The organism is Streptomyces sp. Ag109_O5-1 (assembly GCF_003814875.1).
GTDB lineage: Bacteria > Actinomycetota > Actinomycetes > Streptomycetales > Streptomycetaceae > Streptomyces > Streptomyces sasae.
This window is the reverse complement of record NZ_RKQF01000001.1, coordinates 10,725,028-10,738,193: the sequence shown is the minus strand read 5'-3', so window position 1 is coordinate 10,738,193 and position 13,166 is coordinate 10,725,028. Positions and strand designations below refer to the sequence as shown.

Genomic DNA, 13,166 nt, shown 5'->3' with positions numbered 1-13,166 from the left:
CCACGGGATGCCCCGGCCGTGTCCCGCCGGGGCAAGTCGATGACCCACTGCGCGCAGCCGTGCATGCCGGGCGCGCCGTGGGGTGCCGACGAGGCGAGCGCCAGCCGTCGTACGAGCGCGGGCCGGGTGAGCGCGATCTCCTGGGCGACGAAGGAGCCGAGCGAGAAACCGAGGACGTCGACCTGCTCCAGGCCGAGGGCCTCGACGAAGGGCGATGGCGTCCTGCGCCATCTGGGCCACCGTGGCGGGGGTGGTGCCGCCGGAGCCGCCGACGCCGGTGTTGTCGAAGGCGATGGCCCTCCGGTCGCGGGCGAGGGCGTCCACCAGCGCCGGGTCCCAGTTGTCGAGGTTGCCCCTGAGGTGGATCAGCAGCACCAGCGGGACCCCGCCCTCGCCGGTCTCACGGTACGCGTACTCGATGCCGTTGGCCGCGGTCACTCTGCTGATGGGCGCCTGGGCGTAGTTCAGCACCATCGGATTCACCTCGGGAGGGAAGCGGGGGATCGTTCGCGGACCAGGTTCGGTCAGCGGCCCGTTGTCCGTCCCTCACGTGAATGGGTGAGGGAGGCCGTCGAGGGCAGGGTCAGGACCATGCGGGCGCCCCGGTCGCCGGCCCGGGGCGGCAGGGCGGTGAGGGTGCCGCCGTGGGCGGTGGCGATGTCTCGGGCGATGGCGAGACCGAGGCCGGTGCCGCCCGCGGTGCGGGTCCGGGCGTTGTCCAGCCGGGTGAAGCGGTCGAAGACGCGCTCGCGGTCGGCTTCCTCGATGCCCGGGCCGTCGTCCCTGACCTCGGCCGTCAACTTGTGCCCGGAGCGCCGTATCTCCACCGTCACACCGCCGTGGGCATGGCGCAGACCGTTGTCCAGGAGGTTCGTGAAGAGACGGGCGAGTGCGGTGCGGCTGCCCAGGACATCGTCCTCGTCGGGGTGGTCGTCGGGGTGGTCGTCGGGGTGATCGTCGGTGACGAGGACGACGGGCCGGTGGGGATAACGGTCGGCGACGGTCTGCCGCAGGAGGTCGGTGAGGGACAGCGGCTGCAGTTTCAGCGGTTGCCGGGCGTCCAGGCGGGCGAGGAGCAGCAGATCGGCGACGATCTCTTCGAGCTGCGTGGTGTCGCGCAGGGCCTCCCGGCCGACGGCCGTCCATGCGGCGCTGTGGGGACGAGCCATGGCCAGTTCGAGGCGGGCCTTCAGGGTGGTGAGGGGGCGCGTAGTTGGCGCGCACCGTCCGTGGCCGCAGCCTCGGACGACGGTCCTCAGGCCCCGTCGGAGCGGAGCCGGTACGCCCCACCGGGGACGGTTTCGATGCTGGCCCGGCCGAACGGCCGGTCGGTCTTCCGGCGTAGAGCACTGATGTTCACCTCCACGATGTTCGGACCGCCCTCGTACGTGGTGTCCCACACCCTGTCGAGCATGGCGGCCTTGCTGATGGCGATGTCCGGGTGGCCGCGAGCAGCGCCAGGACGTCGAACTCCCGGGGTGTGAGGGCGATGTCGGTGCCCGCCCGGCGGCAGCGGCGGGCACCGGTGTCGATCTCCAGGTCCCCGAAGTGCCGGACGATCTGCCGCTCCGGACGGGCCCTGCGCATCAGGGCGTGCAGGCGGGCGATGAGGACGACGAAGGAGAAGGGCTTCGTGAGATAGTCGTCGGCCCCGGTCTCCAGCCCCTCCGCCTCGTCGTACTCACCGTCCTTCGCCGTCAGCATCAGGATCGGGGTGTTGTCGCCGGCGGACCGCAGTCGGGCACAGACCTTGTAGCCGTTCAGACCGGGCATCATGACGTCGAGAATGATCACGTCATAGGTGTCGGCCGCCGCCCGGGCCAGACCTTCCAGGCCGTCACCCACCGTGTCCACGGCGAATCCCTCGGCCCGCAGGCCCTGTTGGAGCAGCTCGACGAGACGGGCGTCGTCGTCCATCACCAGCACGCGCATGGCGTACGCCTTGCCTCACCGGCGGCACCCGAGGCTGAAGGGGATCTTCAGGACGTTCAGCGGCCCTTCAGCGGACACCGGCAAGAGTCGTGTCCGTACTCGTTCGAGGGCGGGACCGGTCACCCCGTTTCCGCCACCCATGAAGGAGCTGATCCCATGCACGCATCACGCCGTCGCAGCATGCTGATCGCCGGCGCGGTCGCCGTACTCGTCGCCACCGGCGGGGCCGCCTCGGCGGCCGCCGGCGGTCACGGTAAGACCGGCCGCACCGACACCACGACCAAGCAGGTGACCGGCAAGGGTCCCGACCCCACGTGCGTCGGCATCGGGCTCACCCCCGTGACCGGCAAGGGCATCGTGCTCACCCCGGTGACCGGCGAGGGCAGGCCCACCACCCACAAGCCCGGCAAGGGCACCGTACTGACCCCGGTGACCTGCGACGGCACCACGCTCGTCCCGGTCGGCGGGGTGCACCCGCACCACATCAAGCCGGCCGGTTCGCAGGACGACCCCGAGCTCGTGGAGGTGCCCGGCGTCAAGCTGCCGAAGCACGTCGAACCCGGCAGGGCCACCCCCGTGGACGGCGTCCCCGCCGTCGTGGGCGACGGCGGAGTCACCCAGGCCCGATGAGCTGAGCCTCGTCTCCGTGGGCGCTCGGCCGGGCTCCACCGGCCGAGCGCTCTGTGCGCCCCCGCACCCCCGCCATCTCGCACTGGCGCGCTATGCCCCTGTTCCATGGAGACCGTGGCGACCGAACCGATCACCCCGTCCACCCCACGGCCCGTACGGCGGCCGACGCTGGTGCAGGGATGGCACGAACTCACCTTTCTGCACTGGCCGGTGGAGCCGGAACGGGTGGCGGGGCTGCTGCCGGTCGGCACCCGGCCGGACACGCTGGACGGGGTCACGTACATCGGCCTCGTTCCGTTCCTGCTGCGGCGCACCGGTCTGGGGCCGGGGCCGGGGCTGCCCTATCTGGGCACGTTCTGCGAGACGAACGTACGGCTGTACTCGGTGGACGAGCAGGGCCGGCGCGGGGTGGTGTTCATGTCCTTGGACGCGACCCGGCTGCTCCCGGTGCTGGCGGGCCGGCTCGGGGTCCGGCTGCCGTACCTCTGGTCCGCGATGCGGCTGCGCCACGAGGGCGATGTGATCACCTACACCTGCCGACGGCGGCGCACGGCCGCCACCAGCCGGGTGGTCGTACGGACCGGGCCGCCGATCGCCGAACCCTCGCCGCTGGAGCACTTCCTGACCGCGCGCTGGGGACTGCACGTCAGCTGGTTCGGCCGCACCGCGCACCTGCCGAACGAGCATGCGCCCTGGCCGCTACACCGGGCCGAACTGCTGGATCTGGACGACGAGTTGATCGAGGCGACAGGCCTGCCCGCTCCGGCGGGGCCGCCGGTCAGCGTGCTCTGGTCCCCCGGCGTGCGGGTGCGGTTCGGGGTGCCGACACTGCTGCACCACTCCAGGTAAAGAACTCGTATGGTCTAGTCCAAAGTGCACTTTGGTCCAGTCCAATCTATTGACGTGGTCGTGACACCTCCGGAAGCTGGGGCGACTCCCCACCCCCACAGGAGGCACGCAGTGAGACCTCTTCGCGCATGTCTGGGCGCGGCGGCCGCCGTCACGCTCGCCGCCGCCGGCACTACCGCACTCGTCGCGGGCAACGCCTCGGGTGCGACCACCGCACTGAGCAACCGCTGGTACGCGGCCGCGCCCTATCTGATGCCGCTCGACAACGACCCGCCGAGCGCGGCCGCCATCATGGACGCCACCGGCCTCAAGGCCTTCCAGCTGGCATTCGTCCTCGCGCCCAACGGCGGCGGCTGCTCCCCCACTTGGGGCGGTACGACGGCGGTGTCCTCCGACACCGCCGTCCAGTCCGTCATCAACACCATCCGCGCCAAGGGCGGCGACGTCTCCGTCTCGATCGGCGGCTACGGCGGCACCAAGCTGGGCCAGACCTGCGCGGACGCGGCCTCGACGGCGGCGGCCTACCAGCAGGTCATCACCAAGTACGGGCTGCACGCGATCGACTTCGACCTGGAGGAGCCGGAGTACGAGAACACCGCGGCGATCAGGAACGAGATCGGCGCCGCGAAGATCCTCCAGCAGAACAACCCCGGCCTGTACGTGTCGGTGACGACTGCCGGTACGACGGACGGGACCGGCTGGTTCGGCAAGCAGATGCTGCTGGAGGCGAAGTCGCAGGGGTTCACGCCGAACAACTTCTCCATCATGCCGTTCGACGGCGGCTTCAACGGGGCGGCCTCGCAGACCAGCGCGCTCACCAACTTCAACTCGATCCTGCAGTCCACCTTCGGCTGGGACCAGGCGACCGCCTACGCCCACGAGGGCTTCTCCGGGATGAACGGCCGCAGCGACACCGGCGAGTACTTCACCCAGGCCGACTTCCAGACCGTGCTCGACTACGCCACGAGCCACAACATGGACCGCTTCACCTTCTGGTCCCTCAACCGCGACCGCCAGTGCACCCCGGCCGACAACGGAGGCCGCACATCCGGCACTTGCTCCAGCGTCGCCCAGAACTCCTGGGACTTCGCCAAGTACTCGGTGAAGTTCGCCGGGGTCACCCCGCCGACCACCACCCCCACACCCACCCCGACGCCGACCCCGACCTCCTGCAAGACCGCGTGGAGTTCGACGGCGGTGTACGTGAAGGACGACGAGGCCTCGTACGGCGGCCACAACTGGAAGGCCAAGTGGTGGACCCAGAACGAGGTGCCGGGCGCCTCGCAGTGGGGCCCCTGGACGGACGAGGGCGCCTGCTGAACCCCTTGACGTGATTGGTCCGGACCTTTAGCTTCGCGGGTCATCGACGGTTAAGGATGCGGCCACAGTTCACAGACATGAACAGCAAGGCTGCGGCCGCATCCCTGACGAAAGGACCCCCCACGTGAACCGTTCCCGGCTGCTCGCGGCGCCGACCGCGGCGGGCCTGGCCCTCGCCCTGACCGTCCTGCTCGGCGGCAGCGCGAACGCGGCGAACCCGAACGTCGCGCCCGGCGGCAACTTCGACCTGTCCATATGGCAGCTCCAGGAGCCGGTCGGCTCCCCCGGCTCGCCGACCACCATCCCCTCGTCCCGGCTGCAGGACGCGAACGGCTACCAGGACGCGTACTTCTACACCGACACCCGCGACGGCGCGATGACCTTCTGGGCACCCGAGAAGGGCGTCACCACCCCGAACTCCAACTACGCCCGCTCCGAACTGCGCGAGATGAACCGGGACGGCAGCGCCGCGAACTGGTCGCTCAGCGGCAGCCACCGGATGAACGCGACGCTGCGGGTGGTCTCGGTGACCAAGAACGTGTGCGTGGGCCAGATCCACCTCGGCACCGGCGGCTCGTCCACCAAGCCGCTGCTGGAGCTGTACTACCACTCCAACGGCGACATCGTGCTCGGTACCGAGAACTCCCCGGACGGCGGCCAGACCACGCACAGCGTGGGCCATGTGCCGGTGGGCAAGACCTGGAGCTACACCATCGCCGTCTCCGGCGGGAACACCATCGACCTGACCGTCAACGGCAGTACCACGCACTACGCCATCCCGTCCTCCTTCAACCAGTACAAGCAGTACTTCAAGGCGGGCTCGTACAACCAGTCGTCCTCCGACAGCACCACGAACGGCGCCCGGGTCGCCTTCTACGGACTGACTGTCACACACGGCTGAGTTCGCCTGGTCCGGCCTGGCGGGGGCTGTCGTTCCGCAGGACGATGGAAGGGCCATCCGCGCCACGGCCGGACGACGGGAGGACCGATGACTCAGAGCTGGGGACCACGTCCTCCCGTCACGGCGGACGGCGCCGAATGGCGGCCCGCGCTGGACATCCCCGCGCCCGGGCCGCAACGTCGCTGGACGGTGCTGCTGCGCTGGCTGCTGCTGATCCCGCAGTACATCGTGCTGTTCCTGCTGGGCATCGCCGCGTTCTTCGTGACGGTTGCCGGCTGGTTCGCGGCGCTCTTCCTGGGCCGGCTGCCCGACCCGATCGCCTCGTTCCTCGGCAAGTACCTGGCGTACGAGACACGGATCTCGGCGAGTTCCATGCTCCTGGTGGACCGCTATCCGCCCTTCGCTCTGACCGCTCCCGACCATCCGGTGCAGATCGAACTGCGGCCCACCACACTGAACCGGCTCGCGGTGCTGTTCCGGCTGATCCTGATGATCCCGGCGGCGATCATCTCCAACCTCGCGGCGACCGGCTGGTTCGCGATCAGCTGGATCTTCTGGATCATCGGGATCGTGCTGGGGCGGCTGCCCGGGCCGGTCTTCGGCGCGACGGCGGCGGTGGCCCGCTACCGGTTGCGGTTCGGCGCCTACGCCAGCATGCTGACCCCCGCCTATCCCAAAGGGCTCCTGGGCGACCACCCGGCCACCAAGGCCGAGGCGGCCGGAGAGGCCGGGGAGGTCCGGTCCGCGACCCGGCCGCTGCTCCTGGACTCCACCGCGAAGCTCCTGGTCTGGGTCTTCCTGTTGCTGGGCCTGGTCACCCAGGTCCTCTACCGCAGCACCACCGACTACGGCGGCTACGACGACTCCGGCCTCGCACATCAGTCGCAAGTGGTACATCTCGCGGGACGGTCGTAGCGTCGTAGAGAAGCACATACGGCGGTACGGGCGGGAGCGACCATGCGGAAACCAGTGGTGGGAACGGCGATCGGACTCGGGGCTTGCCTGCTGCTCACGACGGCGATGACGACGGCATCGGCGACTCCGCCGACATCGGCCGCGCCGGCCGCGGCACAGGGGGTCCAGCATCCCGTGCTCGTCGACTGCCTCTGGCACCAGCGGTTCCGGCCGACCAACTTCATCCTGGCGTGCGGGGACGGCAACAGCGTCCTCGCCGGCATGCACTGGACCCAGTGGAACGACAACACCGCGGTCGCCCAGGGCATCAACTGGGTGAACGACTGCAAGCCGTACTGCGCGAAGGGCACCTTCCGCAAGTACCCGGTGACCGTACGGCTCGACCAGCCGACGGTGTGGAAGAAGCATCCGAGCGTGCAGCACTTCACCCGGATGACCATGACCTACTCCGGAGCGAGGCCGGCGGGATTCACGCAGGTCATGACCGTCCCGCTGTGGAACTGAGCGGGTTCGTCACCCGGGCGGGCGGCACGCGGGGCCGGGCCGTGCGCCGGGCGGGCGACGTCCCGGCCGGGGCTGACGCCGAGCCGGGCCCGGGAAGCGTCATGTTGGTGTGACCGGTACGCCGGAGTTTCGCACTCCCGTCGAAAGAGGTCACATGCCCCGATTCCCCCGCCCGGCCGTCGTCGCGCCGGCCGTGGTCGCGATCGGTCTGCTCGCGGCGGCCCCGGCCGCGAGCGACGGGCCGCTCGTCTCGAATCCCCATGCCAGCGCCCACTTCGATCTGACGCGCGGGCAGACGCCCGACAGCGTCGTCGCCGAGCGGGGCGGCTCGGCCGACGTCTCCTTCGCGTTCGCCCGGCAGGTCGTCAAGGTCACCCGCGAGCGCCGGGTCCATGTCCTGGCGACCCTGCCCCCCGAGGACCACCCCCGCACCGCACTGGTGAACGGCGCCGTCACGCTCGGCCTGGCCCGCGCCCAGGACGGCACGCTGTACGTCAACTACGCGACCGGCACCGACAGGACAGGTGTCTGGCGCATCCCGGCGGGCGGCGGCTCGCCCGAGCAGATCGCCCAACTGCCGCCGGACGGCCTGCCCAACGGCCTGGCCCTGGACGAACGGCACGGCGTGCTCTACGTCGCCGACTCGGCCCTGGGTACGGTCTGGCGCGTCCCGCAGTCGGGCGGCGCGCCGACGGCCTGGGCCAGGGGCGCCGCGCTCACCGGGCTGCCGGGATCGGCCGACGGCTTCGGCGCCAACGGGATCAAGGTCCACAAGGACGCGGTCTGGGTGACCAACACCGACCGGGGAACGCTGCTGCGCATCCCGGTCGGCGCCGACGGCTCGGCGGGGGCGGTCGCGACCCGGGCGACCGGCCTCGACGGCGTCGACGACTTCGTCTTCCCCGGGCACTCGGACGTCGTCCTCGCCGCCCTGAGCACGTCCAACGAGGTCGCACTGGTCCGCCCGGACGGTACCCGCGACATCGTCCTCACCGTGCAGGACGGCCTGTCCAACCCGACCTCGCTGGCGGTACGCGGCCGCGACCTGTTCGTGGCCGACGCCGCCTACCTCACCCAGCGCGACCCCAACCTGCTGAAGGGCCGCCTCGACGCCTACTTCGCCCGCCAGTAGCCCGGAGCCGGTGCGGGAGTTCCGGCCGACTCACCCGCGCGTGGCGAAGGAACGGCGTGCCACACACGGCGACCGGACCGCACCGGCCGAAAGGCGAACACCGGCCCACGGCAACCCCGACAACCGCAGGCGCACAGGACCCCGGCCACCACAACCGCCCCGTCGGCAGAGCGCCGCCCGCAACAGCCGCCCGCGTCGAGTAACCGGACCGGGACAACACCCGCCCACGTCGAAAAGCCGCGCCGGCACGGCAACCACCCGCGCCGAAGGACCGGACCAGCACAGCACCAGCCCGCATCGCAGAGCCGCGCCGGCACAGCACCAGCCCGCATCGCAGAGCCGCGCCGGCGGAGCGGGCCGGCCCTTCGGGGGCTTTCCGGGTCAGGCGATCTCGACCAGGAGGTCGCCGCCCTCCACCTGCTGGATGCGGTTGATGGCGAGCCGGGAGATCCGCCCGGCCTTCGGGGCGGTGATGGTGGCCTCCATCTTCATGGCCTCGATGGTGGCGACCGTGGCGCCCGCCTCGACCTCCGTGCCCTCGGTCACCGCGAGGGTGACGACTCCGGCGAACGGGGCCGCGACATGGCCGGGGTTGGCGCGGTCGGCCTTCTCGGTGGCCGGGATGTCGGAGGCCGCCGCCCGGTCCCGGATCTGGATCGGCCGCAGTTGGCCGTTGAGCGAGGACATCACCGTGCGCATGCCCCGCTCGTCGGCCTCACCGACGGCCTGGAGCTCGATGAGCAGCCGGACGCCGGGCTCCAGGTCGACGGAGTACTCCTTGCCCGGGCGCAGGCCGTAGAAGAAGTCCTTGCTGTCCAGGACGCTGGTGTCGCCGTAGGTCTGACGATGCGTCTCGAACTCGCGGGTCGGGGCCGGGAACAGCAGCCGGTTGAGGGTCGTACGGGGTTCCTTGGCCAGGCCCTCGCGGTCTTCGGTGGACAGTTCCGGCGTCGGCTTGGCGGCGGCGCGGCCCTGGAGGGCCTTGGTGCGGAACGGCTCCGGCCAGCCGCCGGGCGGGGTGCCCAGCTCGCCGCGCAGGAAGCCGATGACCGAGTCGGGGATATCGAAACGGTCGGGCGTCGACTCGAAGTCCTCCGGGCTCACCCCGGCGCCGACCAGGTGCAGGGCGAGGTCGCCGACCACCTTGGAGGACGGGGTGACCTTGACCAGACGGCCGAGGATCCGGTCGGCGGCCTCGTACATCGCCTCGATGTCCTCGAAGCGGTCGCCGAGGCCGAGCGCGACGGCCTGGGTGCGCAGGTTGGAGAGCTGGCCGCCGGGGATCTCGTGGTGGTAGACGCGGCCGGTCGGGGAGGCGAGGCCCGCCTCGAAGGGGGCGTAGACCTTGCGGACGCTCTCCCAGTACGGCTCCAGGTCCTCGATCGCCCGCAGGTCGAGCCCGGTGGGACGGTCCGAGTAGTCGGTCGCGGCGACGATCGCCGAGAGGGACGGCTGCGAGGTCGTACCGGCCATGGAGGCGACCGCGCCGTCCACCGCGTCCGCGCCCGCCTGGATCGCGGCGAGGTAGGTGGCCAGCTGGCCGCCCGCGGTGTCGTGGGTGTGCAGGTGGACGGGGAGGTCGAACTCACGGCGCAGGGCCGAGACCAGCTTGGCGGCGGCGGGGGCGCGCAGCAGGCCCGCCATGTCCTTGACGGCCAGGATGTGCGCGCCGGCCTCGACGATCTGCTCGGCGAGCCGCAGGTAGTAGTCGAGGGTGTAGAGCTGCTCGTTCGGGTTGGACAGGTCCGCGGTGTAGCAGAGGGCGACCTCGGCGATCGCGGTGCCCGTCTCGCGTACGGCGTCGATGGCGGGGCGCATCTGGCCCACGTCGTTGAGGGCGTCGAAGATGCGGAAGATGTCGATGCCGGTGGCGGCGGCCTCCTGGACGAAGGCGTCGGTCACCTCGGTCGGGTACGGGGTGTAGCCGACGGTGTTGCGGCCGCGCAGCAGCATCTGGAGGCAGATGTTGGGGACGGCCTCGCGCAGGGCGGCGAGCCGCTCCCAGGGGTCCTCGGCGAGGAAGCGGAGCGCGACGTCGTAGGTGGCGCCGCCCCAGCACTCCAGGGAGAGCAGTTCGGGCAGGGTGCGGGCGACGACCGGGGCGACGGCGAGGAGGTCCTTGGTGCGGACGCGGGTGGCGAGCAGCGACTGGTGGGCGTCGCGGAAGGTGGTGTCGGTGATGCCGATGGTCGGCGACTCGCGCAGGTGGCGGGCGAAGCCCTCCGGGCCGAGTTCGACCAGGCGCTGGCGCGAGCCGGCCGGGGGCTCGCCGGCGGGCAGCACGGGCAGCTTGGTGGTGGACTCGATGAGGTGGGGACGCTCGCCGTGCGGCTTGTTGACGGTGACGTCGGCCAGGTAGGTGAGCAGCTTGGTGCCGCGGTCGGCGGAGGTGCGGGCGGTGAGCAGGTGCGGGCGCTGCTCGATGAAGGAGGTGGTGACCCGGCCCGCCTGGAAGTCCGGGTCGTCCAGGACGGCCTGGAGGAAGGGGATGTTGGTGGCGACACCGCGGATGCGGAACTCGGCGACGGCACGCCGGGCCCGGCCGATGGCGGCCTTGAAGTCCCGGCCCCGGCAGGTGAGCTTCACCAGCATTGAGTCGAAGTGCGCGCTGATCTCCGTACCCGCGTGGGTGGTTCCGCCGTCCAGGCGGATGCCGGAGCCGCCCGGGGAGCGGTAGGCGCTGATCCGGCCGGTGTCGGGGCGGAAGCCGTTGGCGGGGTCCTCGGTGGTGATACGGCACTGGAGGGCGGCGCCGTGCAGCTTCACCGTCTCCTGGGAGAGCCCGAGGTCGGCGAGGGTCTCGCCGGAGGCGATGCGCATCTGGGCCTGGACCAGGTCGACGTCGGTGACCTCCTCGGTGACCGTGTGCTCGACCTGGATGCGCGGGTTCATCTCGATGAAGACGTGGTTGCCGTCGCGGTCGAGGAGGAACTCGACGGTGCCGGCGTTGCGGTAGCCGATCTCGCGGGCGAAGCGGACCGCGTCGGCGCAGATGCGGTCGCGCAGTCCGGGGTCGAGGTTGGGCGCGGGGGCCAGCTCGATGACCTTCTGGTGGCGGCGCTGCAGCGAGCAGTCGCGCTCGAAGAGGTGGATGACGTTGCCCTCGCCGTCGGCGAGGATCTGCACCTCGATGTGGCGGGGGTCGACGACGGCCTTCTCCAGGAAGACGGTCGGATCGCCGAACGCGGAGGCTGCCTCGCGGGAGGCCTGTTCGATGGACTCGCGCAGCGTGGCGGGGTCCTCGACCCGGCGCATACCGCGGCCACCGCCGCCGGCGACGGCCTTCACGAACACCGGGAAGCCGATCTCCTCGGCGGCGCGCACCAGTTCGTCGATGTCGTTGGAGGGCGCGGAGGAACCGAGGACCGGTACACCGGCGGCGCGGGCGGCGGCCACCGCACGGGCCTTGTTGCCCGTCAGCTCCAGCGTCTGGGCGCTCGGGCCGACGAACGTGATGCCCGCTTCCTCGCAGGCGCGGGCGAGTTCCGGGTTCTCGGAGAGGAAGCCGTAGCCCGGGTAGACGGCGTCGGCCCCGGCCCGGCGGGCGGCGCCCACGATCTCCTCGACGGAGAGGTAGGCGCGCACCGGGTGCCCGGGTTCCCCGATCTCGTAGGCCTCGTCGGCCTTCAGACGGTGCAGCGAGTTGCGGTCCTCGTAGGGGAAGACGGCGACCGTGCGCGCACCCAGCTCATAGCCAGCGCGGAACGCGCGGATGGCGATCTCTCCACGGTTGGCGACCAGCACCTTGCGGAACATCCCTGGATCCCTTCAGCCTGCCGGCGACAAACACCATGGTGTCAGCCGCGCCCGTCCTTGGGGGTGTCCGGCGGATCATGTCGGCGACGCGGGATCCGGCACGCCCTCCCCCAGAGGGGGTACCCGGGGTACCCCCAGCCGCGTTGTCGTGACTCGCCGACGCCCCCGGCCTTCGGCCACAGGGCACCGCGTCTTCCCGCCGGCCCGATCCGCCGGACACCCCCTAGCTCGCCGCAACACTAGGGGTTGCCCGAACAGGCTGAAGTGCGAAAACCATCACATTGACGTCGTTGAGCAGTTCGGCGGGTCGGACGCGTGACATATGGGGTTTCCGGGAAGCCGGAGGGGTTGGGGTCTCAGGGGAGCCGGAAGGACGGCACCGGGTGGCGCGGCGGGCCGGGCCGGTACACGGGCGGGTCGGACCAGGGCGGTGTCGGCGGTGTGCCGAGGCGTTCCACCAGTCGGGCGGGGAGCGGCAGTCGGTGGCCGTGCATCAGGCCCAGAACGATCGCCGCGGCCACGGCGATCAGGTGCTCACGGCCGGCGAGGTTCGGTACGGCGATGGACTCCCACACCATCGAGCCGCCGGTCAGGGTGAAGACGACGGGGGCGCGCCGGACCACCGCCAGATAGGTGAACAGGCCCACCACCGCGGCGGACGGTCCGGTGTCGAGGACCCGGCCGACCTCCGGGGGCAGGCCGAAGCCCCACCAGCCGGGGCCCAGCGCGACCATCAGCCGGGCGGTCATGGTGCCCGCGAGGGTGGTGACATAGGCGATGGCGAGGGTGCGGGCGCGGCCGAGGCCGAGTTCCGCGAGCGCGAAGGCCAGGAAGAGCTGGGTGATGCCGGCCCAGACCGGCAGGTCGAGCGCCGGGACGTACAGCGACACCGGGGTGCGCAGCAGGGAGAGCCACAGGGGCAGGTCGGCGGTGACACCGCCGAGGTGCCACACCATCCTTCTGCCGAAGGGGTGCTGGGCGATCGCGTGGAAGAAGATGACGCCGAACGCGGCCACGAACGCGAGCACGATCCCGGACAGGCCACGGCGTACGAGCTGGCGTACCGGCTCCATCACGATGTTCTGCCACTCCTCGCGCAGCGTGCGCCGCACGAACCGGACCGCTCGTGCGGCGGCCGTCCCCCAGCTTCCGTTGCCCCTCATGAAAGGCATCGCCCCCTCGACACCGCCCCCCGGCTCGGACCTGCGCCTCCGAAGAGGCTCTCCG

10 protein-coding genes and 1 pseudogene are annotated in these 13,166 nt (G+C 71.2%); 7 read left to right on the top strand and 4 right to left on the bottom strand.

The annotated features are described in order from the left end of the window. Nucleotides 1-524: 524 nt before the first annotated feature. A complete protein-coding gene (locus tag EDD90_RS48880) occupies nt 525-1,169 on the bottom strand; it encodes a cell wall metabolism sensor histidine kinase WalK (protein WP_123979449.1) in 645 nt (214 codons plus the stop codon). Between the two features lie 86 nt (nt 1,170-1,255). Further along, nucleotides 1,256-1,932, bottom strand: a pseudogene (locus EDD90_RS48875) (response regulator transcription factor). A gap of 156 nt (nt 1,933-2,088) precedes the next feature. On the opposite strand from EDD90_RS48875, the gene EDD90_RS48870 reads away from it, so the two are divergent. The 7 genes from EDD90_RS48870 (at nt 2,089) to EDD90_RS48840 (ending at nt 8,183) form a co-directional block, all read left to right on the top strand. Then, the gene (locus tag EDD90_RS48870) at nt 2,089-2,562 is read left to right on the top strand and encodes a hypothetical protein (RefSeq protein WP_123979448.1); all 474 of its coding nucleotides are present in this window, start codon (nt 2,089-2,091) and stop codon (nt 2,560-2,562) included. A 105-nt stretch (nt 2,563-2,667) separates the two neighbouring features. Next, on the top strand, nt 2,668-3,411 hold the full coding sequence (locus EDD90_RS48865) for a YqjF family protein (protein ID WP_221305158.1): 744 nt from the start codon (nt 2,668-2,670) through the stop codon (nt 3,409-3,411). Nucleotides 3,412-3,522: 111 nt separating this feature from the next. Continuing rightward, entirely contained in the window at nt 3,523-4,731 is a 1,209-nt protein-coding gene (locus tag EDD90_RS48860; RefSeq protein ID WP_123979446.1) for a carbohydrate-binding protein, read from the top strand. A 124-nt stretch (nt 4,732-4,855) separates the two neighbouring features. Then, a complete protein-coding gene (locus EDD90_RS48855) occupies nt 4,856-5,632 on the top strand; it encodes a polysaccharide lyase family 7 protein (protein WP_123979445.1) in 777 nt (258 codons plus the stop codon). Nucleotides 5,633-5,719: 87 nt separating this feature from the next. Next, complete coding sequence (locus EDD90_RS48850) at nt 5,720-6,547, top strand: DUF4389 domain-containing protein (protein ID WP_123979444.1); 828 nt, start codon at nt 5,720-5,722, stop codon at nt 6,545-6,547. Between the two features lie 42 nt (nt 6,548-6,589). Then, nucleotides 6,590-7,051, top strand: coding sequence for a hypothetical protein (locus tag EDD90_RS48845; protein ID WP_123979443.1), 462 nt, complete (start codon nt 6,590-6,592; stop codon nt 7,049-7,051). Nucleotides 7,052-7,205: 154 nt separating this feature from the next. Next, nucleotides 7,206-8,183, top strand: coding sequence for an SMP-30/gluconolactonase/LRE family protein (locus tag EDD90_RS48840; protein ID WP_123979442.1), 978 nt, complete (start codon nt 7,206-7,208; stop codon nt 8,181-8,183). 381 nt (nt 8,184-8,564) lie between these two features. On the opposite strand, the gene EDD90_RS48835 is transcribed toward EDD90_RS48840, so the two are convergent. After that, entirely contained in the window at nt 8,565-11,939 is a 3,375-nt protein-coding gene (locus EDD90_RS48835) for a pyruvate carboxylase (protein ID WP_123979441.1), read from the bottom strand. A 356-nt stretch (nt 11,940-12,295) separates the two neighbouring features. Then, nucleotides 12,296-13,102: a hypothetical protein gene (locus EDD90_RS48830; protein WP_260328567.1), complete on the bottom strand. Its 807-nt coding sequence runs from the start codon at nt 13,100-13,102 to the stop codon at nt 12,296-12,298. Between the last annotated feature and the right edge of the window lie 64 nt (nt 13,103-13,166).